22 protein-coding genes and 1 pseudogene are annotated in these 24,704 nt (G+C 62.0%); 12 read left to right on the top strand and 11 right to left on the bottom strand.

Annotated elements, in window-relative coordinates; translation table 11 throughout:
* Positions 1-141: 141 nt before the first annotated feature.
* The 7 genes from accB to NCT03_RS11905 all read left to right on the top strand — a co-directional run bounded on the left by accB (position 142) and on the right by NCT03_RS11905 (position 6,742).
* Positions 142-615 carry an acetyl-CoA carboxylase biotin carboxyl carrier protein gene (accB, locus tag NCT03_RS11875; RefSeq protein ID WP_244826261.1) on the top strand — a complete coding sequence of 158 codons (474 nt, stop codon included), beginning with the start codon at positions 142-144 and terminating at the stop codon, positions 613-615.
* Positions 616-798: 183 nt separating this feature from the next.
* Complete coding sequence (accC, locus tag NCT03_RS11880) at positions 799-2,172, top strand: acetyl-CoA carboxylase biotin carboxylase subunit (RefSeq protein ID WP_244826262.1); 1,374 nt, start codon at positions 799-801, stop codon at positions 2,170-2,172.
* 14 nt (positions 2,173-2,186) lie between these two features.
* Positions 2,187-3,089, top strand: coding sequence for a 50S ribosomal protein L11 methyltransferase (prmA, locus tag NCT03_RS11885; RefSeq protein WP_244826263.1), 903 nt, complete (start codon positions 2,187-2,189; stop codon positions 3,087-3,089).
* Between the two features lie 49 nt (positions 3,090-3,138).
* Positions 3,139-4,554: a DUF3426 domain-containing protein gene (locus NCT03_RS11890; RefSeq protein WP_250492730.1), complete on the top strand. Its 1,416-nt coding sequence runs from the start codon at positions 3,139-3,141 to the stop codon at positions 4,552-4,554.
* Positions 4,555-4,669: 115 nt separating this feature from the next.
* The gene (gene tpx, locus NCT03_RS11895) at positions 4,670-5,170 is read left to right on the top strand and encodes a thiol peroxidase (protein ID WP_250492731.1); all 501 of its coding nucleotides are present in this window, start codon (positions 4,670-4,672) and stop codon (positions 5,168-5,170) included.
* A 136-nt stretch (positions 5,171-5,306) separates the two neighbouring features.
* Complete coding sequence (locus NCT03_RS11900; protein ID WP_244826266.1) at positions 5,307-6,245, top strand: carbohydrate kinase family protein; 939 nt, start codon at positions 5,307-5,309, stop codon at positions 6,243-6,245.
* A gap of 17 nt (positions 6,246-6,262) precedes the next feature.
* Entirely contained in the window at positions 6,263-6,742 is a 480-nt protein-coding gene (locus tag NCT03_RS11905) for an outer membrane lipoprotein (protein ID WP_244826267.1), read from the top strand.
* Positions 6,743-7,006: 264 nt separating this feature from the next.
* Here the strand turns inward: NCT03_RS11905 and NCT03_RS11910 are convergent, their stop codons facing one another.
* The 4 genes and pseudogenes from NCT03_RS11910 to NCT03_RS11925 form a co-directional block, all read right to left on the bottom strand.
* On the bottom strand, positions 7,007-7,735 hold the full coding sequence (locus tag NCT03_RS11910; protein WP_244826268.1) for a histone H1-like DNA-binding protein: 729 nt from the start codon (positions 7,733-7,735) through the stop codon (positions 7,007-7,009).
* A gap of 31 nt (positions 7,736-7,766) precedes the next feature.
* Positions 7,767-8,103, bottom strand: a pseudogene (locus NCT03_RS11915) (hypothetical protein).
* Positions 8,104-8,207: 104 nt separating this feature from the next.
* On the bottom strand, positions 8,208-9,467 hold the full coding sequence (locus NCT03_RS11920) for a ribonucleotide-diphosphate reductase subunit beta (RefSeq protein ID WP_250465682.1): 1,260 nt from the start codon (positions 9,465-9,467) through the stop codon (positions 8,208-8,210).
* Positions 9,468-10,163: 696 nt separating this feature from the next.
* Positions 10,164-10,376, bottom strand: coding sequence for a DUF3820 family protein (locus NCT03_RS11925; RefSeq protein WP_250465684.1), 213 nt, complete (start codon positions 10,374-10,376; stop codon positions 10,164-10,166).
* Positions 10,377-10,495: 119 nt separating this feature from the next.
* On the opposite strand from NCT03_RS11925, the gene NCT03_RS11930 reads away from it, so the two are divergent.
* Positions 10,496-11,890, top strand: a complete 1,395-nt coding sequence (locus NCT03_RS11930) for an MFS transporter (RefSeq protein WP_244826271.1) — start codon at positions 10,496-10,498, stop codon at positions 11,888-11,890.
* Positions 11,891-12,049: 159 nt separating this feature from the next.
* Here NCT03_RS11930 and NCT03_RS11935 read toward each other — a convergent pair whose 3' ends face one another.
* From NCT03_RS11935 to NCT03_RS11945, 3 genes are all read right to left on the bottom strand, one after another.
* Positions 12,050-15,055 (bottom strand): ribonucleoside-diphosphate reductase subunit alpha, encoded by a 3,006-nt coding sequence (locus NCT03_RS11935; RefSeq protein WP_250465687.1) that lies wholly within the window; start codon positions 15,053-15,055, stop codon positions 12,050-12,052.
* Positions 15,056-16,029: 974 nt separating this feature from the next.
* Positions 16,030-16,380: a PP0621 family protein gene (locus NCT03_RS11940; protein WP_244826273.1), complete on the bottom strand. Its 351-nt coding sequence runs from the start codon at positions 16,378-16,380 to the stop codon at positions 16,030-16,032.
* Positions 16,381-16,408: 28 nt separating this feature from the next.
* Complete coding sequence (locus tag NCT03_RS11945) at positions 16,409-17,320, bottom strand: cytochrome C assembly family protein (RefSeq protein WP_244826274.1); 912 nt, start codon at positions 17,318-17,320, stop codon at positions 16,409-16,411.
* A gap of 121 nt (positions 17,321-17,441) precedes the next feature.
* Between NCT03_RS11945 and ffh the strand changes: the two genes are divergently transcribed.
* Together ffh and NCT03_RS11955 are read left to right on the top strand one after the other, a co-directional pair.
* Positions 17,442-18,809, top strand: coding sequence for a signal recognition particle protein (ffh, locus tag NCT03_RS11950; protein WP_244826275.1), 1,368 nt, complete (start codon positions 17,442-17,444; stop codon positions 18,807-18,809).
* 115 nt (positions 18,810-18,924) lie between these two features.
* On the top strand, positions 18,925-19,476 hold the full coding sequence (locus tag NCT03_RS11955) for a hypoxanthine-guanine phosphoribosyltransferase (protein WP_244826276.1): 552 nt from the start codon (positions 18,925-18,927) through the stop codon (positions 19,474-19,476).
* Positions 19,477-19,524: 48 nt separating this feature from the next.
* Here the strand turns inward: NCT03_RS11955 and NCT03_RS11960 are convergent, their stop codons facing one another.
* Together NCT03_RS11960 and NCT03_RS11965 are read right to left on the bottom strand one after the other, a co-directional pair.
* Positions 19,525-20,124, bottom strand: coding sequence for a MarC family protein (locus NCT03_RS11960; protein ID WP_244826277.1), 600 nt, complete (start codon positions 20,122-20,124; stop codon positions 19,525-19,527).
* Position 20,125: 1 nt separating this feature from the next.
* Complete coding sequence (locus NCT03_RS11965; protein ID WP_250465688.1) at positions 20,126-21,862, bottom strand: proline--tRNA ligase; 1,737 nt, start codon at positions 21,860-21,862, stop codon at positions 20,126-20,128.
* A 295-nt stretch (positions 21,863-22,157) separates the two neighbouring features.
* Between NCT03_RS11965 and NCT03_RS11970 the strand changes: the two genes are divergently transcribed.
* The gene (locus tag NCT03_RS11970) at positions 22,158-22,808 is read left to right on the top strand and encodes an RNA pyrophosphohydrolase (RefSeq protein WP_244826279.1); all 651 of its coding nucleotides are present in this window, start codon (positions 22,158-22,160) and stop codon (positions 22,806-22,808) included.
* On the opposite strand, the gene NCT03_RS11975 is transcribed toward NCT03_RS11970, so the two are convergent.
* Entirely contained in the window at positions 22,809-22,955 is a 147-nt protein-coding gene (locus NCT03_RS11975) for a hypothetical protein (RefSeq protein WP_244828158.1), read from the bottom strand.
* Between NCT03_RS11975 and NCT03_RS11980 the strand changes: the two genes are divergently transcribed.
* On the top strand, positions 22,915-23,478 hold the full coding sequence (locus NCT03_RS11980) for a CNP1-like family protein (protein ID WP_370652138.1): 564 nt from the start codon (positions 22,915-22,917) through the stop codon (positions 23,476-23,478). The genes NCT03_RS11975 and NCT03_RS11980 overlap by 41 nt on opposite strands.
* A 102-nt stretch (positions 23,479-23,580) precedes the next feature.
* Here NCT03_RS11980 and proB read toward each other — a convergent pair whose 3' ends face one another.
* On the bottom strand, positions 23,581-24,699 hold the full coding sequence (gene proB, locus NCT03_RS11985; protein WP_250465689.1) for a glutamate 5-kinase: 1,119 nt from the start codon (positions 24,697-24,699) through the stop codon (positions 23,581-23,583).
* Positions 24,700-24,704 lie beyond the last annotated feature (5 nt).

The following is a 24,704-nucleotide window of genomic DNA, read 5'->3' on the forward strand; positions in this document are numbered from 1 at the left end:
TGGTTGAGCGCACGGCGCTTGCAGCGAACGCGTGCCGAAGCGCTGGCCCTGCCGGTCCGCGGCTGACAGTCAGAACACCACAAAGTCAAGTCAAGCACCGGGGGCAGTCCCGGTCTCCAAGCATTGAAAGGGGAATTTTCGATGGACCTTCGTAAACTTAAAACGCTGATCGACCTCGTCTCGGAATCCGGCATCTCGGAACTCGAAGTGACGGAAGGCGAAGGCAAGGTTCGCATCGTCAAGAATGCGGCGCCGGTCTACATGCAGGCGCCTCAGCAATACGCGCCGCAAATGCAGGCCGCACCCGCGCCGTTCGCCGGCGGCGCAGGCGAAGGTTCGGCGGCGCCCGCCGCGAGCCCCGCTGCCGTCGCGCCGCAAGGACACATCGTCACTTCGCCGATGGTCGGCTCGTTCTACCGCGCGCCTTCGCCGGGCGCGGATCCGTTCGTCCAGGTCGGCGATACGGTCAAGGAAGGCCAGACCATCTGCATCATCGAAGCCATGAAGCTCCTGAACGAGATCGAAGCCGACAAGTCCGGCGTCGTAAAGGAGATCCTCGTCGAGAACGGTCAGGCGGTCGAATACGGCCAGCCGCTCTTCGTGATCGGCGACTGACGCGTTACGCCGGACGACGCCGGATGCACCTCATCACGATGGCTCGCACCGTGTTTTCGATCTCCGGCTGCCCGCCGTGTCCGCGCGCTTCGCATCGGTTTTCCACGATGCCCGAACCGCGCGCCGCCGATTCGATTCCCGAGGGCGCGCCCGTCGCGCCCGTTGATGAGCCGACCCACAGCCATGTTTGAAAAAATCCTCATTGCGAACCGCGGCGAGATCGCGCTTCGCATCCAGCGCGCGTGCCGCGAACTGGGCGTCAAGACCGTTGTCGTCTACTCGGAAGCCGACAAGGAAGCAAAGTACGTGAAGTTGGCCGACGAAGCCGTGTGTATCGGTCCGGCGCCGTCGAACCTCAGCTATCTGAACATGCCCGCGCTCATCAGCGCGGCCGAAGTCACGGACGCCGAAGCCATCCACCCCGGCTACGGCTTCCTTTCCGAGAACGCCGATTTCGCCGAGCGCGTCGAGCAATCGGGCTTCACGTTCATCGGGCCGCGTCCCGAAACCATCCGCATGATGGGCGACAAGGTCACGGCCAAGCAGACCATGATCAAGACCGGCGTGCCGTGCGTGCCGGGCTCGGAAGGCGCGTTGCCGGACGATCCAAAAGAGATCGTGAAGATTGCGCGCACGGTCGGCTATCCGGTCATCATCAAGGCGGCGGGCGGCGGCGGCGGACGCGGCATGCGCGTCGTGCATACGGAAGCGGCGCTCGTGAACGCGGTCAACATGACGCGCGAGGAAGCGGGCCGTGCGTTCGGCAATCCGCAGGTCTACATGGAGAAATTCCTGGAGAACCCGCGGCATATCGAGATTCAAGTGTTGGCTGATTCGTTCCGCAACGCGATCTGGCTCGGCGAGCGCGACTGTTCGATGCAGCGCCGACACCAGAAAGTGGTCGAGGAAGCGCCGGCGCCGGGTATCGCGCGACGGCTGATCGAGCGTATCGGCGACCGCTGCGCCGACGCGTGCAAGAAGATGGGCTATCTCGGCGCGGGCACGTTCGAATTCCTGTACGAGAACAACGAGTTCTACTTCATCGAAATGAATACGCGCGTGCAGGTCGAGCATCCGGTGACGGAACTCATCACGGGCGTGGATATCGTGCAGGAACAGATTCGCATCGCGGCTGGCGAGAAGCTCTCGATCCGCCAGAAAGACATTCAGTTTCGCGGCCACGCGATCGAATGCCGGATCAACGCGGAAGATCCGTTCAAGTTCACGCCGTCGCCGGGACGTCTTACGTCGTGGCACGCGCCGGGCGGTCCGGGCATCCGCGTCGATTCGCACGCCTACAACGGCTATTTTGTCCCGCCCAACTACGACTCGATGATCGGCAAGCTGATCTCCTACGGCGCGACGCGCGAGCAGGCGATCAACCGCATGCGGATCGCGCTCTCGGAAATGGTCGTGGAAGGCATTCAGACCAACATCCCGCTGCATCGCGAACTGATGATCGACGCCAAGTTCGTCGAAGGCGGCACGAGCATCCATTACCTCGAAAACAAGCTCGCCGCGCGCAAGGCGGCGGTGGCCGAAGAGTCGAAGGCATAAGCGAGTCGATTAGCATGAGTTACCGGGAATTGATCGCCGAGCTGGATCGCGAGCACGCGGAAGCGCTGTCGGATGCGTTGCTCGACGTGGGCGCGCTGTCGGTCTCCGTCGAGGACGCCGACGCCGACACGCCTGACGAGCAACCGCTTTTCGGCGAACCCGGCCTCACGCCGGAGAAGAGCGCGTGGAAGCGTTCGCGCGTGGTCGCGCTGCTCGCCGACGACGCCGATCCCGCCGTGCTTCTCGCGGCCGCCGCGAATGAAATCGGTCTTGCCGACACGCCCGCCTATTCCCTGCGCGAAGTCGAAGAGCAGGATTGGGTGCGGCTCACGCAAGCGCAGTTCGATCCGATTCATATCGGCGAGCGTATCTGGGTCGTGCCTTCGTGGCATGACGCGCCCGACCCGGACGCGCTCGTGCTAGAACTCGATCCGGGCCTTGCGTTCGGTACGGGCAGCCATCCGACCACGCGGCTCTGCATGGAGTGGCTGGAGCAGTCGGTGAAACCCGGACAGTCGTTGCTCGATTACGGTTGCGGCTCGGGCATCCTCGCGATCCTCGCGAAGAAGTGCGGCGCACAGCCGGTATATGGCATCGACATCGACCCGCAGGCGGTGGAATCCGCGCGTCAGAATAGCGAACGCAATCACGCCGACGTCACCTACGGTCTGCCCGACGAATGTCCTGCCGGCGAGTTCGATATCGTTGTTGCCAACATTCTGTCCAATCCGCTCAAGCTGATGGCGTCGATGCTCGCCTCGAAGGTGAAAGCGGGCGGCCGTATCGCGTTGTCGGGCATTCTCGCGCGGCAGGCCGACGAGGTCGCGGCGGTCTACGCGCAGTGGATCGACATCGCCGTCTGGCGCGAGCACGAAGGCTGGGTGTGCCTCGCCGGAACTCGGCGCGAAAGCCTTTAGAATAACGCCATCGTCCACGACTAGGCCGCGAGGCCAATGGCACTCTCCTATGGCGCTGGCAACCCGCTGCCCACACTGCGAAACCGTCTTCAGGCTGGACCCGCATCTGCTCGCGCCGCATGACGGCCGCGTGCGTTGCGGCCATTGTCAGGAAGTCTTCGACGCCGCGCATCATCGCTTCGAGCTTCCGGAAGAGCACGCCGCGCCGCACGAGGCGCAACATGCGGCGATCATCGACGATGAAGTCGCCGTCGGTCCTGCAAGCTTTGCATCCGATGCGAATGGCGATGCATCGGCGAATTCGGTGGCAGCGGAATCTCCGGGTGTTACGGCGCCGGCAACGCCGAAGATAGCGAAGGAAGTAGAGAAGCCGGCGACGCCGAGTCCGGCAGCGCCTGCCGCTGTAAAGCCTTCGACGCCTCCCGCCGCCAAGCCGATCACGCGAAAGACACCTGCGCCGGTTCCAAGCGGACCGTCTGCATCTGCGCCTCGACCGCTCGATCTGGGCGCGAATAATCCGCCTGCGCCGCCCGCGCCGCCCGTGCCTTTGGCGCCTGAAGAGGACAGCGACCGCACCGTCTACGCGAATACGCCTGCATCCACGCAACCAGCGCAGAACCATCCCGCGAAGCAGTTCGTTCGTGTCGATGCACCGCCGGCCGATCACGTCGCCCCGGCCGCACAATCTCCAACGCGCCCTGTCCCTCCGCCCGAGACACCCGCCGCACGCTTCGTTTCGCCGGACGATCGCGCGGAGCCGTTCATCGGCCCGACGCCGACCGCGGCCGAACCGCCGCGTCCCGCACCGGAGCCCGCGCCCGCCGCCGACTGGGGCAAGGACCCCGAGCCGGCCTTCGGCGCAAAGTCACCGCGCCCGCCGGGCGCCGCGCACGCGGCCAGCGCCAACGAAGCGTTCCCGGTCATCCGCGAATCGCGCGATGCACTCGGTCCGCTCGATCCGCCCGATCCCGAATGGACGCGTCCGCGCAAGGGCTGGCGCGCGGCGGGCATGGTGCTCTCGGTGCTGCTCGTGCTGACGCTGATCGGACAGATATTGTGGTGGCAACGCGAATCCGTCATGGTCTACGTTCCCGGCACGCATTCGCTCTACGCGGATATCTGCTATCAGTTCGGCTGCACCATCGCGCCGCCGCGCTATATCGACGGGCTGCAGATCGAGAGCTCCGGGCTGCGTCAGGTCGACGGTCCGCACAAGCTCGAACTTAAGCTGTCGCTGCGCAATCGGTCGGATGTGTCGCTGGCTTATCCTGCGCTCGAACTCACCCTGCTCGACGACAAGAGCAACGTCGCCGTGCGCCGCGTGCTATGGCCGCAGGATTACGCCCGACCGGGTACGATATTCCCCATCGGCCTTCCGCCGCAAAGCGCGCAGCCGGTCGTCGTGAGGCTGGATACGGGCGATGCGGTCGCCGCGAACTACAGGGTTCAAGTTTTCTATCCGTGATGCGTGCCCGCGCGGCCGCACGAACCCTGTCCTTTCTGACGCGCGCGTTGGCATCGAAGATGAACGAACGCGCGCGCTTTCCCGTCAGCATCTGACATATTCTCTGGAGCGCAACATGAGTCAAGTTACCCTCGGCGGCAATCCTATCGACGTACGCGGCACGTTTCCGGGCGCCGGCCAGCAGGCGGCCGAATTCACGCTCGTCGGCGCCGATCTCGGCGACGTCAAGCTGGCGAATTTCGCGGGCAAGCGCAAAGTGCTGAACATTGTGCCGAGTCTCGACACGCCGACCTGCGCGACCTCGACGCGCAAGTTCAACGAAGCCGCCGCCGGCCTCGACAACACGGTCGTGGTAGTCGTCTCGGGCGATCTGCCGTTCGCCGCCAAGCGCTTCTGCACGACCGAAGGCATCGAAAACGTGGTGACGGCATCGACGTTTCGCGGTCACGAATTCGCGGAAGCGTATGGCGTGGACGTCACGACCGGACCGCTCAAGGGCCTGACGGCACGCGCCGTCGTCGTCCTGGACGCAGACAACAAGGTGCTGCATTCGGAACTCGTGCCGGAAATCAAGCAGGAGCCGAATTACGACGCCGCGCTTGCTTCGCTCAAGTAAGGTCGACGGCATGCCGGACCGCCGCGGCGGTTCGGCGGTCCGCATACGGGACGCGGTGGACGCTCAAAAGGGTTTCACCGCCGCGCGCCGTATGCGCACCCTCTTCCTCGGCACCTAAACTTAAAGGACGTTCGCCTTGGCTACGCTTATCTGCGGCTCGCTCGCCTACGACAACATCATGACTTTCCAGGGCCGCTTCGGCGACCACATCCTGCCGGACCAGGTGCACATGCTGAACATCAGCTTCCTGGTGCCGACGATGCGGCGCAACTTCGGCGGCTGCGCGGGCAACATCGCCTACGCGCTCAAGCTACTTGGCGGCGATCCCAAGATCATGGCGACACTGGGCGCGGCGGATGCTCAGTTGTATATCGACCGGCTCGACGCGCTCGGTATCTCGAAAGAGTACGTGCGCGTCCTGCCGGACCAGCACTCGGCGCAATGCTTCATCACGACCGACCTGGCGAACAATCAGATCACCGCGTTCCATCCCGGCGCGATGATGGAGTCGCACCTGAACCGCGCCGACGAAGCGAAGAACATCTCGCTTGGCATCGTGGCTCCGGATGGCGCAGACGGCATGCGCGAGCACGCGGCGCAGTTCGCGTCGGCGGGCGTGCCGTTCGTGTTCGATCCGGGTCAGGGTCTGCCGATCTTGGAAGGTGTCGAGCTTTGTCGCATGATTGAACTTGCCACTTACGTGGCGGTCAACGATTACGAAGCCAAGTTGTTGAGCAACAAGACCGGATGGTCGATCGAAGACATCATGAGCCGCGTCGATGCGCTCATCATCACGCGCGGCGAGCATGGCGCGCAGATCTATCACGAGGACGGCGTGCTCGAAGTGCCCGCCGTGAAAGCGCGGCAAGTCGTCGATCCCACTGGCTGCGGCGACGCGTTCCGCGGCGGCCTGCTGTACGGTATCGAAAACAAGCTTGGTTGGGAAAAGACGGGCCGTCTTGCAAGTCTGATGGGCGCATTGAAGATCGAACATCAGGGTCCGCAAACTTATGAGCCGGCACGTGCCGAAATTGAAGAGCGTTACAAGCAGGCTTTCGGAAGCAGCCTGTCGTGATTGAGTGGAGTAATGGAATGAAAACGATAAGTCGTATCGCGCTTGCAGTAGCGCTCGTCGGCTCGGTGGCGCTCACGGGCTGCGCCTACAACAGCAGTTCGCCGGACGTGTACACGGCTTCGCAGGCGCAACGTGAGGAGACGGTGCGCATGGCGACCGTCGAAAGCGTGCGTGGCGTGAAGATCAGCTCGAACAACGGTCAACCGACCGGTCTCGGCACCATAGGTGGCGGCGCGCTCGGCGGCGTGGCCGCAGCCAGCGTCATCGGCGGCGGCAACGGGTCGATCATCGCGGGCATCATCGGCGGTCTGGCGGGCGCGGTCGCGGGTAACGCGGTCGAGAATAACGTCGCCATGAAGAACGGCCTGGAGATCACCGTGCGTCTCGATAACGGCGACATGCGCGCCATCACGCAAACCTCGAACGGAGAAGTGTTCCAGGCAGGCGAGCGGGTTCGCCTGCTGTCGAGTGGCGGCGTCACACGCGTCACGCACTAAGGTATTCAGCGGAGGATTAGCCCTCGTGTGGGCTCGTCACATCGAGCGCACGCAGGTCTTTCGCGTTCCGAACGAAGCGCATGTATCGAAAGATGCATGCGCTTTTTCTTTGGCTCACGAAAACGCGGCGAAGCCCCAAGTCATGCGAACGGAAAAACCCGCCGCCAGGTTTCCCTGAGCAGCGGGTTTGAGGCCGGGTAGGCCTACCCGGTCGAAAGGCACATCGGTATGTGCCGTGGTCCTGCCAACTACGAACGTAAAGACTTACGGACGGCTGCCCGTCGGGAACGGCCATGCTGCCGCCGGATTCAACGCCGTCTTGACTGCGGCGGCCGGAGCCGGAGCAGGCGTCGATACGGTCGTTGCCGTCGTTGCAGGAGCGGCAGCCGTAGTCTTCTTCGCAGCAGCGGCCTTTTTGGCCGGAGCTTTCTTGGCTGCGGGAGCCTTCTTCGCTGCGGGAGCAGCGGAAGCAGGAGCGGCAGCGGGGGCAGGCGCAGCGGCGGGAGCAGGGGCAGCAGCGGTTTTGGCGGGAGCCTTTTTCGCGGCAGCCTTCTTTGCAGGAGCCTTTTTCGCAGCAGCCTTTTTGGCGGCAGCCTTCTTCGCGGGGGCCTTCTTCGCCGCAGCCTTCTTAGCAGGCGCCTTCTTGGCAGCAGCCTTCTTCGCTGCGGCCTTCTTCGCAGGCGCCTTCTTCGCGGCTACTTTCTTGGTGGCTACCTTCTTCGCTGCAGCCTTCTTGGCGGGCGCCTTCTTGGCAGCAACCTTCTTCGTTGCGACCTTCTTCGACGCTACCTTCTTTGCTGCCGCCTTCTTGGCCGGAGCCTTCTTCGCTGCAACCTTCTTCGCCGCGACCTTCTTCACCGCGACTTTCTTGGCTGCTACCTTCTTCGTGGCGACCTTCTTGGCTGCTACTTTCTTCGCCGGAGCGGCCTTCTTCGCGGTGACTTTCTTTGCTGCAACCTTCTTGGCTGCGGGTTTTTTCTTGGCAACTGCCATGGTTTTTCTCCTTCAGGTTTTCAGATGAGAGTCAGTTCAAACTACACCCTTCGTCAAAACCCGCTTCCCACGCGTCGCTTCTCAAGGCGCACGCTACGAAGCGGATTATTCATCGGCGTACGCTGATCCCACCTGCTTACGCTAATGAATACGGCAAGGCGCGCCGTGCCCTTTGGCACCGCGCGCCAGATAGTGTCAGCACCGCTGATACGCGGCGCCGGCCATCGCTTGATCGAGCCAGCGAGCTTGCCGCTGGCGTTTTCCGGGGGGAAGTTTGCCCATCCCATTGAAGGGATCGCAAAAGGCCTGTCTTCTATCGCAGCCGTGTACGAGCACGGGCTAGCTAAGTCACAAGGCGCACTCTGCATCAGGCGACCGTTCTCCTAAACCTTGTCGGCCGAGCGCGCGTGAGTGTCACGCCGCTGCCAGGCCGTCCCATCGATTTCGTCTGCAACACGTCCTGGGCTTGTTGTTATTCCCAGGTCAGCGCGCCGCCGGTTTGATACTCAATCACGCGTGTCTCGAAGAAGTTGCGTTCCTTCTTCAAGTCGATCATTTCGCTCATCCACGGGAACGGGTTTTCCTCGTTCGGGTAGAGCGGGTCAAGCCCGATCTGCTGGCAACGCCGGTTGCAGATGAAGCGCAGGTAGCTCTTGAACATCGACGCGTTCAGGCCGAGCACCCCGCGCGGCATGGTGTCTTCAGCGTAGCGATATTCAAGTTCGACCGCCTCCTTGAAGAGCTCGCGGATCTCGGCCTTGAAGTCGGCGGTCCACAATTGCGGCTCTTCGAGCTTGATCTGGTTGATGAGGTCGATGCCGAAATTGCAGTGCATCGATTCATCGCGGAGGATGTACTGATACTGCTCGGCAGCCCCCGTCATCTTGTTCTGGCGACCCAGCGCCAGGATTTGCGTGAAGCCTACATAGAAGAACAGCCCTTCCATGATGCAGGCAAACACGATCAACGACTTCAGCAATTTCTGGTCCGCTTCCAGCGTGCCCGTGGTGAAGGCCGGGTCCGTCAACGTCTGGATGAACGGAATCAGGAACTCGTCCTTCGCGCGGATGGAAGCGACTTCGTGATAGGCGTTGAAGATTTCGCTTTCATCGAGCCCGAGCGATTCGACGATGTACTGATACGCGTGCGTATGGATGGCTTCTTCGAACGCCTGGCGCAGCAAGAACTGGCGGCACTCGGGAGCGGTGATGTGACGGTACGTACCGAGCACGATGTTGTTCGCGGCGAGCGAGTCTGCCGTGACGAAGAAGCCCAGGTTGCGCTTGACGATGCGGCGCTCGTCGTCCGAAAGACCATTCGGGTCTTTCCACAGGGCGATGTCGCGCGACATGTTCACTTCCTGCGGCATCCAATGGTTCGCGCAACCCGCAAGGTACTTTTCCCACGCCCACTTGTACTTGAACGGCACCAACTGATTGACGTCGGTCTTGCCGTTGATGATGCGTTTGTCCGCGACGTTGACGCGTGCTTCGCTTTGCGCGGCGATGACGCCAGCGGAAGGAGTCGCGGCTGCGGGCGGAACGAAGCCATCGGAGAAGATGTTGTTCGCTTGCGCTATCTGATGAGCAGCTTGATGAGCTTGGGCAGCACGATGATCGACATGCGCTGTACCTTGCGTACCGAAAGTCGTGCCTTGAGCGTTCTGCAACGGGTTCTGTTGCGAAGCGCTCGAGGGAGCTACGGCAGTGGTCTCGTCATCCCAGTTGAGCATAAATTCTCACCATCAATTTAGTTCGGTTTGTACCATCTTTCCATGAGCATTAAAAGAGTTTGCTCATGGAAATTCTCGTTTTCACGCGTTTTAGTTTCGGCGTTGCTTCCTGCATACAACATTTGGTTCATCACATCGTGTGTGAAGCGTCATGCAAGATCGGTGGAAGCGTGTGTGAAGCGGTCCTGATCGAGTGTGTTCGATGACATCGGCGAGTGCTTCGACCGTGTTCTCTCGAAGCTCTGAGAGCGTTGCCGCATAAGGCTTTGCGGCTGACGATCAAATCATGTCGCGTGACTTCGCGCTTGCTCGATGACTCTCTTCGCGATAGATGCCGCGTAGCGCTGACGTTCTTGCTTGCGATGTTCGAGCGATGCAATGTCGAGCGATGTCACAAGACTCAAGCGCTTGGATGATTCGTGGTGTCGATACGTCATCTCTGCATGCTCTTCGCCGTGCTTCGATGTGCTTTGCCGTGGTCTCGCGAGACGCGGATGCATGAGCTCGACGAGTGACTCGATGCAAGGGTTCGAAGCCTGTTCATGCATGCACCGAAGGCTGTTTTCGACCTCTCGGCAAAGCGCTCCGATGCGTCGAAACCGTTGCCGAAGTCTAGCATTTGGCGCATCCAATTTCCACTAGATATTGTGTCTTGCGTTCCCGGCAAATACAACCTATAGCGCTTGACGCACAGCCTCAGCGGCCTCGCAGCGGATCGAGCAGAGAGCGCAAATTGTTATGGTCGATCTCATGCATGAGCGCAAGCAGGCGACCCAGCTTGCCCTCTGGAAAACCCTCACGCGCGAACCACGCGAGATAGTGAGCGGGCAAGTCGGCGATGAGCCGGTCCTTGTACTTGCCGTAGGGCATCGTCTGCGTGACGAGTCGTTGCAGGTCTTGCGGGTCCATCGCTTCTTCACTCCTCTTCCATGTTCATCGCGGCGCGTTGCGAGTTTCGTACTCGTCGGCTGCTCCATATCGGTGCCATAATCGCCGCTCTCGCTGCCTCGTGTCGAACGCGATTCTCCATGCCGATCGCCAAAGCTCTCATCGCCCCTCTCATCGTCGCGTGCGCGATGTTCATGGAAAGCGTCGATGCCAATGTCATCGTCACTGCGATTCCCGAAATGGCGCGTGCCTTCGGGCGCGATCCCGTCACGCTGAAGATTGCCGTCACGAGTTATGTGCTCGGCCTCGGCGTCTTCATACCGATCTGCGGCTGGGTCGCCGACCGCTTCGGCGCACGCACCGTGTTTCGTGCGGCCATCGGCGTGTTCGTGGTCGGCTCTATCCTATGCGCGGCGTCCACCTCGCTCGGACCATTCACGGTGGCGCGCTTCATCCAAGGCGTCGGCGGCGCGATGATGGTGCCGGTCGGGCGCATCATCATCTTCCGCTCGGTGCGGCGCGCGGACTTCATTCGCGCGATGAACTATCTCTCGCTGCCCGCAATGCTCGGACCCGCCGTGGGGCCGCTGCTCGGCGGTTTCATCACGACATATCTGCACTGGCGGCTGATCTTCTTCATCAACATTCCGATCGGCATTCTCGGTATCTATCTGACCAACCGCTACATCGCGGATTCGCGCGAGGAGCATCCGGGTAGGCTCGACTGGTTCGGCTTCTTTCTCTCGGCGGGCGCGGGCGTGCTGCTGCTGCTCGGCTTGTCGCTCGTGGGCGGCGAGCTCGTGTCGCCAAGCGTGGCCGTTGCGATGTGCGTCGTCGGCGCGCTCATGGTCTCGTTCTACATCATGCATGCGGCGCGCGTCGAACGGCCGCTGCTCGATCTGCGCTTCTTCAAAGTGCCGACGTTTCAGGCGAGCGTGATCGGCGGATCGCTCTTTCGCATCGGGCTTGGCGCGGTGCCGTTTCTGCTGCCGCTCGCGTTGCAGGAAGGGCTCGGCATGACGGCATTCAAGTCCGGCGCGATCACCTGCGCTTCGGCTTTCGGCGGCATGTTCATGCGCTCGCTGGCGTCGCGCGTGTTGCGGCGCTTCGGCTTTCGACGCACGCTCTTCTTCAACGCGGCGCTTTCCGGCATTGCCATCGCCGCCTGCGGGACCTTCTTTCCGGGCACGCCGACCTGGCTGATCTGGGCAGTCGTGCTGCTTGGCGGCTTCTTTCCCGCATTGCAGTTCACGAGCCTCAACTCGCTCGCTTATGCGGAGATCGAAACGCGCGATGTCGGACGCGCGACGAGTCTCGCGAGCTTCGTGCAGCAGGTATCGCTCGGGCTGGGTGTGACGATTGCCGGCGTGACGCTCGAGTTCTCGCAGTATCTGAACGGACATTCGGCTGTGCAGTGGTCGGATTTTTGGCCCGCGTTTTTCGTCGTCGGAATGTTTTCGTTTTTGTCGATGCCGATAACCGCGCGATTGCCGCTCGATGCTGGCTCGGAGATTTCGCGAGGAACGCGAGGTTGATGAAAGCCTGAAGCGCCACGCTGCAAAGCCGCGAAGCAAACAGAACGATCGAACCAAAACGAAACCGGGCCGGCACCGCGCGCTTCCTTCAACGAAGCACGCAATGCCGGCCCGGCGTGAAACATAAAGCCCTACCTGATCGAACCGCCAGCAACTAGCTTACTGACAAGCTTCGCACTCGTCGAAGCCGGGGTCGCCGGGACGCATCATGCAGACGGGACCATCGGCTTCCTGAGCCGCTTCAACCGGCACGGCAGCAGCCACCACCGCCGCAGCGTTGAATCCGCCCGCCGCCGCACCGCCAACCGCGCCGCCGTTGAATCCGTCCACACCACCGGCGCCAGCGGCACCGCTACCGCCATCGCCTGAAGGAACCGCGTTGAGCGCGCCGTGCGCCACCGTCGACTTCTCGACGTGCGTCGCCGCCATCGTGCGGAGATAGTAGGTGGTCTTGAGGCCGCGCAGCCATGCGAGCTTGTAGACCTCGTCCAGCTTCTTGCCCGATGCGCCGCCCATGTAGATATTGAGCGACTGCGCCTGATCGATCCACTTCTGGCGACGCGCCGCCGCTTCCACCACCCACTTCGCGTCCAGTTCGAACGCGGTGGCGTAGATGGCGCGCAGATCGGCCGGAATGCGGTCGATGCGCGACAGCGTGCCGTCGAAGTACTTCAGGTCCGACACCATGACTTCGTCCCACAGGCCGCGCGCTTTCAGGTCGCGCACCAGGTAGTCGTTGACCACCGTGAACTCGCCCGACAAGTTCGACTTGACGTACAGGTTCTGGAACGTCGGCTCGATACACGCCGACACGCCGATGATGTTCGAGATCGTCGCCGTCGGCGCAATCGCCACGCAATTCGAATTGCGCATGCCGTGCGTCGAGATGCGCGAACGCAGCACGGACCAGTCCATGGATTCGGACGTGTCGACTTCGACATAACCGCCACGCGCCTCGGCCAGCAACTGCAGCGTGTCCTGCGGGAGGATGCCGCGATCCCACAGCGAGCCGCGATAGCTCGAGTAACGGCCGCGCTCTTCCGCCAGTTCCGTCGACGCGTAGTAAGCGTAGTAGCAGACGGCTTCCATCGAACGATCCGCGAACTCGACCGCTTCTTGCGACGCATACGGCGTGCGCAGCAGATGCAGGCAGTCCTGGAAGCCCATGATGCCCATGCCCACCGGACGATGCTTCAGGTTCGAGTTACGCGCCTTCGCCACCGCGTAGTAATTGATGTCGATGACGTTGTCGAGCATGCGCATCGCCACACTGATGGTGCGCTTGAGCTTCGCGTGATCCAGCGCGAGCGTGCCGTCCGCCTGCTTCGCCAGGTGCGCGACCAGGTTCACGGAACCCAGATTGCACACGGCGATTTCATTGTCGCTCGTGTTCAGCGTGATTTCCGTGCACAGGTTCGACGAGTGCACGACGCCCACGTGCTGCTGCGGCGAGCGCACGTTGCACGGGTCCTTGAACGTGATCCACGGATGGCCGGTCTCGAACAGCATGCCGAGCATCTTGCGCCACAGTTGCGCCGCGGGCAGCTTCTTGAACAGCTTGATCTCGCCGCGCGCCGCTTTCTCTTCGTAAGCCGTGTAGGCCTTTTCGAAAGCCGCGCCGAACAGGTCGTGCAGGTCCGGGCAGGTAGCCGGCGAGAACAGCGTCCAGTCGCCGCCTTCGTGCACGCGCTTCATGAACAGGTCGGGAATCCAGTTCGCCGTGTTCATGTCGTGGGTGCGGCGACGGTCATCGCCCGTGTTCTTGCGCAGTTCCAGGAATTCCTCGATGTCCAGGTGCCACGTCTCCAGATACGCGCACACCGCGCCCTTGCGCTTGCCGCCCTGATTCACCGCGACGGCCGTATCGTTCACGACCTTCAGGAACGGCACGACGCCTTGCGACTTGCCGTTGGTGCCCTTGATGTGCGAGCCGAGCGCACGCACGCGCGTCCAGTCGTTGCCGAGCCCGCCCGCGAACTTCGAGAGCAGCGCGTTTTCCTTGAGCGCTTCGTAGATGCCGTCGAGGTCGTCGGCGACGGTCGTCAGATAGCACGACGAAAGCTGGGAACGGCGCGTGCCGGAGTTGAAGAGCGTAGGCGTGGACGACATGAAGTCGAACGACGACAGCACGTTGTAGAACTCGATGGCGCGCGCTTCGCGGTCGATCTCGTTGAGAGACAGACCCATTGCGACGCGCATGAAGAACGCTTGCGGCAGTTCGATACGCTTGCCTTCCGTGTGCAGGAAGTAGCGGTCGTACAGCGTCTGCAGGCCGAGATAGCCGAATTGCAGATCGCGGCTCGCGTCGAGCGCGGCACCGAGACGCTTCAGGTCGAATTGCTGGAGCTTGTCGTCGAGCAGTTCGGCTTGCACGCCCTGCTTGATGAATTGCGGGAAGTATTCGGCGTAGCGCTCGCCCATTTCGGCTTGCGTCACTTCGCCTTCGAGAATTTCGCGGCGGATCGTGTGCAGCAGGATGCGCGCGGTGACCTGGCTGTACGCCGGGTCTTTTTCGATCATCGTGCGCGCGGCGAGGATGGCCGAGTCGTAGACCTGGCTCATCGGCACGCCGTCGTACAGGTTCTTCACCGTTTCGGCGACGATCGGATCGGCGGAGACGGCATCGCCCAGATTGGCGCAGGCCGAGACGATCAGAGCCTTGAGCGCGTCCAGATCGAGCGGATGCGTGACGCCGTTGTCCACCACGTTGATGCCGCTCGCGTTCGCCCGGACTTCCGGCGCGTGCGCGCGCTCTTGCGTGCGCTTCTCGCGATACAGCACATAGGCACGCGCGACGTTGTGCTCGCCGCCGCGCATCAGCGCGAGTTCGACCTGATCCTGAATGTCTTCGATATGGAACGTGCCGCCATGCGGACGGCTGCGCACGAGCGCGCGCACGACGGCTTGCGTCAGTTGGTCGACGAGTTCGCGCACGCGAGCGGACGCCGCGCCCTGACCGCCGTTCACGGCGATGAACGCCTTCGTGACCGCGATGGCGATCTTCGACGGCTCGAACGACACCACGCTTCCGTTGCGGCGGATGACTTTGTAGTCCGCGTACGTCGTGTTCGGCGCGAGCGCTGGCGCGCCCGATGCATTGGCGCCGCCCTGCGGCCGCGCGGATGCGCCTTCGAAGGAAGTCGTGGCGTTCTCGGTGGTTTGCATGTGCAAAACTCCTGATGTTCGATGGTGCGGATGGTCCGCGGATTTATCACTTATGCCGCGCGCGTTTGCTGTCGTCGTTGAACCGATGCGACACGCGCGATGTTTGACGGTAAAGCCAGGCTGTGAATACAGCAGGCTCGGAACACGAATCGCGCAAAAAATAACGCCGATAACGGCCCGCATTGTTTCTGGCGTCTCATGCGATGCCCGCGTTGGCGCGCGGTGTCGGTCGACGCGATTTCACGTTTCAACTCACGTTCCGACTCACGTTCGCTTGCATGCCTTCTTCACGGTGCTTCTTGCTGGCGCTCGATACACCCGATGCCCCATTCCTCGCAGATGGAAGCGTCGCGCGCACCGCCCCGGGCCAGCCAACTTCTCTTACGCCGGAAAGCCGACGGCGCCGGCTCATTAGAGCGGGCGCCGCCTCAACAACACAAGATATAGTGCAAAGTACGTCTCTCGGCACCAAGTATAGTGGACTTTCGCACAGTCTCAAAAAGTTTTATTTGCTCTGACCATGCGCTCACGGGGTTGACTTTTGCTGCGTCAAAGCACGGCAAGGGATCGGGCGTGAGCTTGCTGCGGCGCAGCGAGACAGAGCTTCCGCGAGGCGTTTATAACGAAGTCAAGATGTGTGGACAGGCGTGAATCGGGCGCGTGATTGCGCTATACGCGAAGGCCGCTTCGAGTTTTTGCGCGTGCGGGACGTTCGCGCCGAAGCCATCCTGGCGATACAGGCGTTCGCAGTCGGCGAGAGTTTAGATGTATGAGACTGCGCTCGCCGCAATATAGAGCCGCAAACCGCATCTCATGTTCACGGTTGGCTAAGTAGCCGCCGCATGCGCTTAGTGCGTGTCAAGGGAGGATGACCGTGCTTACCGCAGCACGGCCTTTGCGGGAACAGCGCGCCTTTGCGGTCTGCAAGACATCCTCGACGTGAGGCGGCGCATGTTCGTTTCGGCACCGAAGGCTCAACGCGCGTCGCGCCCTCGTGGGCTCGCGGCATGACGTCGCGCGTGTTCATCGCAACAAAAGCGCTGTCCCGCCACCACGATCGACTCGCTGCGTGGCGTATGCACGCCGCATTGCACGCAGCGGATGAGCGGATCGGTGAGCTGCGGAGCATCGCTCGCAGCGGCGCCGCCACGCGTGCGACGCGCACCAGTGGCACCCGCAGCACCCGCAGCGCCCGATGAACCCGGCGCGCCGCTTCCCGCCGACGAACGCGCATCGGCTTGAGCGCGCTCGTTGGCGCGGCGCAGTTTCTTCAGGAGCCATTGGGTCACGAAGAAGAGCGCGATCAGAAGAATGAAGTTTCGCATCGACTTGAACAGGTTGGAAATGCCGCGCTCACACCACTGCGCGATGCAGCAGCACTTCGAAGACGAACCGGCTGCCCACGTAAGCCAGCAGCAACGCGACGAACGAAGCGAGCACCCAGCGCAAGGCAGCGCGTCCGCGCCAGCCGGATACGCGTCGCGCGGTCAGCAGTGCGCCGAACATTACCCAGGAAAGGAACGCGAACACGGTCTTGTGATCGAGACGCAGCGCGCGATCGACCAGTTGCTCGTTGAACGCGATGCCCGACACCAGCGTCAGCGTAAGCAGCACGAAGCCAGCCGCGATCAATCTGAACAGCAGCTTTTCGAGCGTAAGCAGCGGCGGCAAGGTATCGAGCCAGCTCGCGAGCCAGCCGCCATTGGCCGCATGACGCGTGTTGAGACCGCGCATGCGCTGCAGCCGGCGCTCGAGCAGCAACATGAGCACCGCATGCAGCGCCGCGATGGCGAACAGCCCATAAGCGATATTGGCGATCAGAAAATGCAGCTTGAACATTGGCGCGGCGGAATAGGAAAGCACGCGCACGCCGCCGAACAGAAGCGGTAGCAAGGACGCCACGCAAGCGAGCGGCAACACGAGCAGACGCAGGCCGTCGAGCGGAAAGAAGAAGCTTTCGATCCAGTAGATGCCCGCGCCCAGCCAGAACATGGCCGAGAGCGCGAACGCGAAGCCGAAGATCATCGCGTTCTGCGGAAAGATGGTGGTGTGCAGCAGAACGCCATGCACCAGCAATGCCACTAATAATAAAGCGCGCCCGACACCGCTCATGCCCGATGCGCGCGACGTCGATGTCATCGAGCCTACGCCCGCAGGCACGCCCGCCAGCGCCGGTTCGACGGCGGTATGACGATGCGCGCGCCACCCCGCCACGGCTAGTCCGCCGTAGAGAAGCGCAGTGAGGGCATACAGTACAATATCCATGTTCGAAGTTTACACTAGGCCCCGGTTCCGCGACGCCTTCACCCTTGCGCCAGCATAGTGCGCAGCGCGGTGAGCGCGCCATGTCACTGTGAATTCTGGGCCGCATTCTATAGCGCTCCCCATGCTCGACAACCTCACTCAACGGATGGCGCGCGTCGTCAAGACGCTGCGCGGCGAGGCCCGCCTCACCGAGGCCAACACGCAGGAGATGCTGCGCGAAGTGCGTCTCGCGCTTCTCGAAGCAGACGTGGCGCTGCCGGTCGTGCGCGAATTCATCGCCAAGGTGAAGGAAAAGGCGCTCGGCGAGGAAGTCCTGTCGAGCCTTTCGCCGGGCCAGGCGCTCGTCGGCGTCGTGCAGCGCGAACTGACTGCCGTGATCGGCGGCGACTACGAAGGCAAGGCCGCCGAACTGAATCTCGCGGTCACGCCGCCCGCCGTCATTCTCATGGCCGGCTTGCAGGGCGCGGGCAAGACCACGACCACCGGCAAGCTCGCCAAGCTGCTGCGCGAAAAGAGCAAGAAGAAGGTGCTGACGGTTTCTGTCGACGTGTATCGTCCGGCGGCTATTCGTCAGTTGCAGACGGTGACCGAGCAGGTCGGCGCGGACTTCTTCCCGTCCGAGCCGGATCAGAAGCCCGCGGATATCGCGCGCGCGGCAATCGACTGGGCCAAGCGTCACTACCATGACGTCGTGATCGTCGACACGGCCGGCCGTCTCGGTATCGACGAAGCCATGATGAAGGAGATCAGCGAGCTACACGCGCTGCTCAAGCCCGCCGAGACGCTCTTCGTCGTCGACGCCATGCTCGGTCAGGACGCGGTCAACACCGCCAAGGCGTTCAACGACGCCCTGCCGCTCACCGGCGTCGTGCTCACCAAGCTCGACGGCGACTCGCGCGGCGGCGCGGCGCTCTCCGTGCGTCATGTCACCGGCAAGCCGATCAAGTTCGTCGGCGTCGCGGAAAAGCTCGACGGTCTCGAAGTGTTCCATCCGGATCGCATGGCGAACCGGATTCTCGGCATGGGCGACATTCTCGCGCTCGTCGAGGAAGCGCAGCGCGGCGTCGACACGCAAGCCGCGCAGCAACTCGCCGACAAGGTCAAGAAAGGCGGTGACTTCGACCTGAACGACTTCAAGGCGCAGCTCTCGCAGATGAAGAAAATGGGCGGCCTCTCTTCGCTCATGGACAAGCTGCCCGCGCAGTTTCAGCAAGCGGCGCAAGGCGCGGACATGAACAACGCCGAGAAGCAGATGCGTCGCATGGAAGGCATCATCAATTCCATGACGCTTCAGGAACGCGCGAAGCCCGAGCTCATCAAGGCCGCGCGCAAACGTCGTATCGCGGCGGGCGCGGGCGTGCATGTGCAGGAAGTCAACCGCATGCTGAACCAGTACGAGCAAATGCGCGGCATGATGAAGAAGCTCAAGGGCGGCAACCTGCAAAAGATGATGCGCGGCATGAAGGGCATGATGCCCGGCATGCGCTAGGCGCGACAGAACAGGCCCGCGCTCGCGCCGAACGCCGCGAGGAGCGCGGGTTTATCATAGGGCGCACGCCGCCGTTTCTTTCCACACTAAGTAGTCCGCCTCCCCGCTTCCCTCTATGAATCGCGAAGAAGCTCTCCATATTTTCAGCCACTCCGAAGAGATCGTTTCGGTCGAAGCCGTCAACGCATCGATCGAACGCATGGCTGCAGCCATCAAGGCGGCAACGAGCGACGATTTCCCGCTCGTGCTTTCGGTCATGGGAGGCGCGGCCGTTTTCACCGGCATGCTGCTGCCGCATCTCGACTTCCCGCTCGAGTTCGATTACATCCATCTGACGCGCTATCGCAACGCCATCAAGGGCGGCAGCGAAATGCAGTGGCGCGTGGCGCCGGCCGAATCGGTGAAAGATCGCGTGGTACTCGTACTCGACGATATCCTCGACGAAGGCGAAACCATGGCTGCTATCCGCGACCGCATCATGGCGATGGGCGCGAAGCAGTTTTTGTCGGCGGTGCTGTGCGAGAAGATCATCCCGAAGGCGAAACCGCTGCGTCCTGATTTCTGCGGCTTCGAAGTGCCGGACCGTTATGTGTTCGGCTGCGGCATGGACGCGAAGGGTTACTGGCGGAATCTGCCGACCATTCGCGCGCTGACCGAAGGCGCATGAGCGTTCGTTCGGTAGTCAGTGAAAAAAAAGCGGCCGAGGCCGCTTTTTTCATAGCTGATGCACGAAGGTCCGTATGCCCGTGAGCATCATCTCGACCGAAATGGCCACGAGCACGAGCCCCATCAAGCGCTCGAATGCCGTCACCGCGCGCTCGCCGAGCCAGTGTTGAATCTTCTCGGCCAGCACGAGCACGATGGCGCACACGACCATGGTGACCGTGAGCGCGCCGATCCATTCCAGCATCTTCCCCGGCGCTTGCGATGTCAGCAGCATTACAGTGGCAAGCGCGGACGGTCCCGCAAGCGCGGGAATGGCGAGCGGCACGATAAGCGGTTCGCCGCCGCGCGAGTCGCCGCCCATCGGGCCGTCGGGATGCGGAAAGATCATCCGCAGCGCGATCAGAAACAGCACGATCCCGCCGCCGATACGCAACGACAGATCCGTTAAATTCATCGCGCGCAGGAAGCGGTCGCCGGCCAGCATGAACACTAGCAGGATCACGAACGCAATCGCCACTTCCCGCAAGATCACGACGCGACGCCGCTCGATAGCGACGCCGCGCAGTGCGTTGATGAAGATTGGAATATTGCCGAGCGGATCGGTAATCAACAGAAGCAGAATCGTCGCCGACAGGAAGTTGTATTGCACGTTACTTCGCGAGCGCCTCACGAATCTTGGCCGTCACCATGCCCGCTGCCTCGTCCACCGGCACGAGTGTGGCTTCGGTATCGCGGCGCGCCTGATATTCCAACTTGCCGTCCTTGAGCCCGCGATCGCCAATGACGATGCGATGCGGCACGCCGATCAACTCCCAGTCCGCGAACATCACGCCCGGGCGCTCACCGCGATCGTCGAGAATTACGTCGAGGCCGGCTTCCTGCAAGGTCGCGTAGAGCTTGTCGGCCTGCTCGCGCACGGCTTCGCTGCGATCGTAGCCCATCGGGCAGATCACGACTTCGAAAGGCGCAATGGCTTCCGGCCAGATGATGCCCTTGTCGTCGAAGTTCTGTTCGATGGCTGCGCCCAGAATACGCGTGATTCCGATGCCGTAGCAGCCCATCTGCATGGGCGCGGGCTTGCCGTTTTCGTCGAGGAAGGTCGCGCCCATCGAATCCGAGTACTTGGTGCCAAGCTGGAACACGTGGCCCACTTCGATACCGCGACAGATTTCGAGCGTGCCCTTACCGTCCGGCGAGGGATCGCCCGCGACGACGTTGCGGATATCCGCGACTTCCGGCTCGGGCAGATCGCGGCCCCAGTTCACGCCGGTCGTGTGGAAATCCACTTCGTTCGAGCCGACCACGAAGTCGCTCATGTTCGCGACCGTGCTGTCGGCGATTACGCGCACCGGCTTTTTCGTGCCGATCGGGCCGAGATAGCCCGGCGGCGTGCCGAACCATTCGAAAATCTCCGCTTCCGTCGCGAAGCGATAACCCTTGAGGCCTGGCAACTTGCCCGTCTTGATGTCGTTCAACGAATGGTCGCCGCGCAGCATCAGAAGCCAGATGGTCGGCTCGGCGCCTTCGTTGTCGGTGGCGAGAATGATCGACTTGATCGTGCGCTCGAGCGGAATGCCGAGATACTCGGCGACGGCTTCGCACTTCGCCTTGCCGGGCGTCGGCGTCTTTTTGAGCTCTTCGGCGGGCGCAGCGCGCGTGGCGATGAGCGGCACGCCTTCGGCAGCCTCGACGTTCGCCGCGAAATCCGAAGCCGGGCAATACGCGATGTCGTCCTCGCCCGTCTCAGCGATCACGTGGAATTCATGCGAGCCGCTGCCGCCAATCGAACCGTTGTCCGCCGCGACGGCGCGAAACTCCAGGCCGATGCGCGTGAAGATGCGCACGTAGGCATCGAACATTTTCCGATACGACTCGGCGAGGCCGGCCGTGTCTTTATCGAACGAATACGCGTCTTTCATGATGAACTCGCGGCCACGCATGACACCGAAGCGCGGGCGGATTTCATCGCGGAACTTCGTCTGCACCTGATAGAAGTTCACCGGCAACTGCCGATAGCTCTTGATTGCGCTGCGCGCGATCTCGGTCACCACTTCCTCGTGCGTCGGGCCCATGACGAAGTCGCGGTCGTGACGGTCCTTGAAGCGCAGCAGTTCGGGGCCGTATTGTTCCCAGCGTCCCGATTCCTGCCACAGTTCGGCCGGCTGCACGGCGGGCATCAGCAGTTCGAGCGCGCCCGCGCGGTTCATCTCTTCACGCACGATGGCCTCGACCTTGCGTACCGAACGCAAACCGATTGGCAGGTAATCGTAAATGCCGCCCGCGACGCGACGGATCATGCCAGCGCGCATCATGAGCTTGTGGCTGACGATTTCGGCCTCGGAGGGCGCCTCTTTCAGGGTGCCGATGAAGAAACGGGATGCTTTCATTCGAGTTTTCCAAATGCGCCACGCGCTTCGAAAGCTCTGGCTCTCGAAACTGGCGATACGTGTGAACGACGGGACGGACGACGGCTTTGTACGGAGCAGAGGCAGCGCGTCGATGCGCTACTTCGGCCAACGGAAGAAGATTTTGCCGCACGCGGAGTGCTCTGGCAAAAAGTCGCTTATGCGTGCTTCGAACCCGGGCTAATGACGAAGGCCGGTTCCGCGGGTTGATTCCAATACGCCGTGCCCGTTATCTGTTTATAATCAAAGCAATTTTAAAGGATTCGAAGGTGGTTGTATGCTGGATCGTGAAGGCTTTCGCCCGAACGTCGGCATCATCCTCTTGAACGCGCGCAACGAAGTGTTTTGGGGTAAGCGGCTGCGTGAACATTCCTGGCAGTTTCCGCAAGGGGGCATCAAGTACGGTGAGACCCCTGTGCAAGCGATGTATCGGGAGTTACACGAAGAAACCGGCTTGCTTCCGGAGCACGTCAAGGTCGTCGGTCGCACGCGCGACTGGCTGCGTTATGAGGTGCCGGATAAGTTCATCAAGCGCGAAGTGCGCGGACATTATCGCGGACAGAAACAGATCTGGTTTCTGCTGCGCATGGTGGGACGCGACTGTGACATTTGCCTGCGCGCGACGGACCATCCGGAATTCGATGCCTGGCGCTGGAACGAATACTGGGTCCCGCTGGATGCGGTAATCGAGTTCAAGCGTGACGTTTATCAACTGGCTCTGACCGAGCTATCCCGCTTCTTGCGGCGTACCAACTCCCGCGTCGAACGCGGCGAGCGCGTCGCGCATCACGGACCACGCTATCCACGCGTCGTCCAGACGATGACGATCGAAGCACCTGCCGTAACCGTCGCTGGCAACGAGGTTCAGGCAGAATGCACGATCAGCGAGGAAGTGCATATCATCGTGCAGCGGTCTTCGTGCGACTGATCACTGCGGTTCTTCTTTTACTTTGACACTGAGCACGGCACGGCGAGCAATTCGCCGTGCCGTTGCCGTATGCGCACCTGTTTTCGGGAAGATCGAATTGAAAGCCATTGGTTCATTTGCGTTGTCCGCTGCGGTATCCGTGGCCATGCTGGCCACGCTCGCTGCCTGCTCAAGCAACAAAGGCCCGTCCACACAGGACGATGGCGTCTTCACCTATCTGCTCGACCAGAAGCCGGAGTGGACCGAGGAAAAGGTCGATACGCTTCCGCCGCTGCCCGAAGCCTCGAATCTGCTTGCGTTCAACGTGTCGCAGAATACGCCGCTGATTTTCGCCGTCGACAAGACTTCGCTTTCGGTCGGCAAGGATGGCGTCATTCGCTATGTGATCGTCGCGACGAGCCCGAGCGGCGCGCGCAATGTGAATTACGAAGGCATTCGCTGCGATACCTACGAATGGCGCCGCTACGCGAGCATCAACGATAACGGTACGGCTTGGGATCGCGAGGTCGCATTCGACTTTCGCCGCATAGAGAATGGCGAATTGAATGCGTATCAGGCGGCGCTGTATCAGGATTATTTCTGCACGAGCAAACTGCCGGTCGGCACGGCCAAGCAGATCGCCAGCAACATTCAGTACAAGCGCACACAGAGTTCCATCAACGTGCGCTGAAGTTGGGTTGCGTTGAGTTTACGTTGAGTTGAGTTGCGTCGAACGTGCGCTCAACTCATGCGAAAAGGCCCGCTTTCAAGCGGGCCTTTTACGTATCAAGTCTCAGACGAGCACCAGATTATCGCGGTGAATCAGCTCCGGCTCCAGCATATAGCCGAGCACCGTTTCAATCTCGCCGCTCGGCCGCCGATGAATCAGCCGCGCTTCTGAACTGCTGTAATTCGTGATACCGCGCGCCACTTCGCGTCCTTCGTCGTCCAAACAGGCGATGACTTCGCCGCGATCGAACGCGCCCTTCACGTCGATCACGCCGATCGGCAGCAAGCTCTTGCCTTCGGCGATGACCTTCTGAACCGCGCCGTTGTCGATCACCACGTGACCGCGCATTTGAAGGTGATCCGCCATCCACTGCTTGCGCGCCGCAATGCGCGCCGTACGCGCGATGAGTTGCGTGCCGATCATCTCGCCGGAAGCGAGCCGCGTGAGCACATCGGCTTCGCGGCCGCTTGCGATCACCGTGTTCGCGCCGCTATGCGCCGCGCGCTTCGCCGCGAGAATCTTCGTCAGCATGCCACCGCGTCCGAGGCTCGAACCCGCGCCGCCCGCCATGGCTTCGAGTTCGGGCGTGCCGGCGTCCGCCTGTTCGACGAGCGTCGCGCTCGGGTCCTTGCGCGGATCGGCGGTAAAGAGGCCGCGTTGGTCGGTGAGAATGACGAGCGCGTCGCCTTCGATCAGATTCGCCACGAGCGCGCCGAGCGTGTCGTTGTCGCCGAACTTGATTTCGTCGGTGATGACCGTGTCGTTCTCGTTGATGATCGGCACCGCGCCCAGACGCAGCAGCGTGAGCAACGTGGAACGCGCGTTCAGATAGCGCTCGCGGTCGGCCAGGTCGGCGTGCGTCAGCAGAATCTGCGCGGTGCGAATGCCGTGCGCGCCGAAGCTGCTCTCGTAGACCTGCGCGAGCCCCATTTGCCCGACGGCGGCGGCGGCCTGCAATTCGTCGATTTCGCGCGGACGTTTGGTCCATCCAAGCCGATGAATGCCCTCCGCGATCGCGCCGGAACTCACCAGCACGACTTCCTTGCCCTGCTCGCGCAAGGCCGCGATTTGCGCCGCCCAGCGATTGATTGCCGCATGATCGAGCCCGCGCCCGTCGTTGGTAACGAGGCTGGACCCTACTTTCACTACGATTCGCTTCGCAGCGGCGATGACCGAACGCATCGTGC

This window comes from Caballeronia sp. GAWG1-1 (assembly GCF_023631465.1).
In the GTDB taxonomy this organism is placed as follows: Bacteria; Pseudomonadota; Gammaproteobacteria; order Burkholderiales; family Burkholderiaceae; genus Caballeronia.

Coding starts and splice junctions, on each gene's coding strand:
- NCT03_RS11975 (WP_244828158.1), bottom strand. CDS start 22,955: ATGGCCACGGATACCGCAGCGGACAACGCAAATGAACCAATGGCTTTC.
- NCT03_RS11940 (WP_244826273.1), bottom strand. CDS start 16,380: ATGCGAAACTTCATTCTTCTGATCGCGCTCTTCTTCGTGACCCAATGG.
- NCT03_RS11910 (WP_244826268.1), bottom strand. CDS start 7,735: ATGGCAGTTGCCAAGAAAAAACCCGCAGCCAAGAAGGTTGCAGCAAAG.
- NCT03_RS11890 (WP_250492730.1), top strand. CDS start 3,139: ATGGCGCTGGCAACCCGCTGCCCACACTGCGAAACCGTCTTCAGGCTG.
- proB (WP_250465689.1), bottom strand. CDS start 24,699: ATGCGTTCGGTCATCGCCGCTGCGAAGCGAATCGTAGTGAAAGTAGGG.
- accB (WP_244826261.1), top strand. CDS start 142: ATGGACCTTCGTAAACTTAAAACGCTGATCGACCTCGTCTCGGAATCC.
- NCT03_RS11970 (WP_244826279.1), top strand. CDS start 22,158: ATGCTGGATCGTGAAGGCTTTCGCCCGAACGTCGGCATCATCCTCTTG.
- NCT03_RS11945 (WP_244826274.1), bottom strand. CDS start 17,320: ATGGATATTGTACTGTATGCCCTCACTGCGCTTCTCTACGGCGGACTA.
- tpx (WP_250492731.1), top strand. CDS start 4,670: ATGAGTCAAGTTACCCTCGGCGGCAATCCTATCGACGTACGCGGCACG.
- accC (WP_244826262.1), top strand. CDS start 799: ATGTTTGAAAAAATCCTCATTGCGAACCGCGGCGAGATCGCGCTTCGC.
- NCT03_RS11955 (WP_244826276.1), top strand. CDS start 18,925: ATGAATCGCGAAGAAGCTCTCCATATTTTCAGCCACTCCGAAGAGATC.
- NCT03_RS11965 (WP_250465688.1), bottom strand. CDS start 21,862: ATGAAAGCATCCCGTTTCTTCATCGGCACCCTGAAAGAGGCGCCCTCC.
- NCT03_RS11930 (WP_244826271.1), top strand. CDS start 10,496: ATGCCGATCGCCAAAGCTCTCATCGCCCCTCTCATCGTCGCGTGCGCG.
- NCT03_RS11920 (WP_250465682.1), bottom strand. CDS start 9,467: ATGCTCAACTGGGATGACGAGACCACTGCCGTAGCTCCCTCGAGCGCT.
- ffh (WP_244826275.1), top strand. CDS start 17,442: ATGCTCGACAACCTCACTCAACGGATGGCGCGCGTCGTCAAGACGCTG.
- NCT03_RS11935 (WP_250465687.1), bottom strand. CDS start 15,055: ATGCAAACCACCGAGAACGCCACGACTTCCTTCGAAGGCGCATCCGCG.
- NCT03_RS11905 (WP_244826267.1), top strand. CDS start 6,263: ATGAAAACGATAAGTCGTATCGCGCTTGCAGTAGCGCTCGTCGGCTCG.
- prmA (WP_244826263.1), top strand. CDS start 2,187: ATGAGTTACCGGGAATTGATCGCCGAGCTGGATCGCGAGCACGCGGAA.
- NCT03_RS11925 (WP_250465684.1), bottom strand. CDS start 10,376: ATGGACCCGCAAGACCTGCAACGACTCGTCACGCAGACGATGCCCTAC.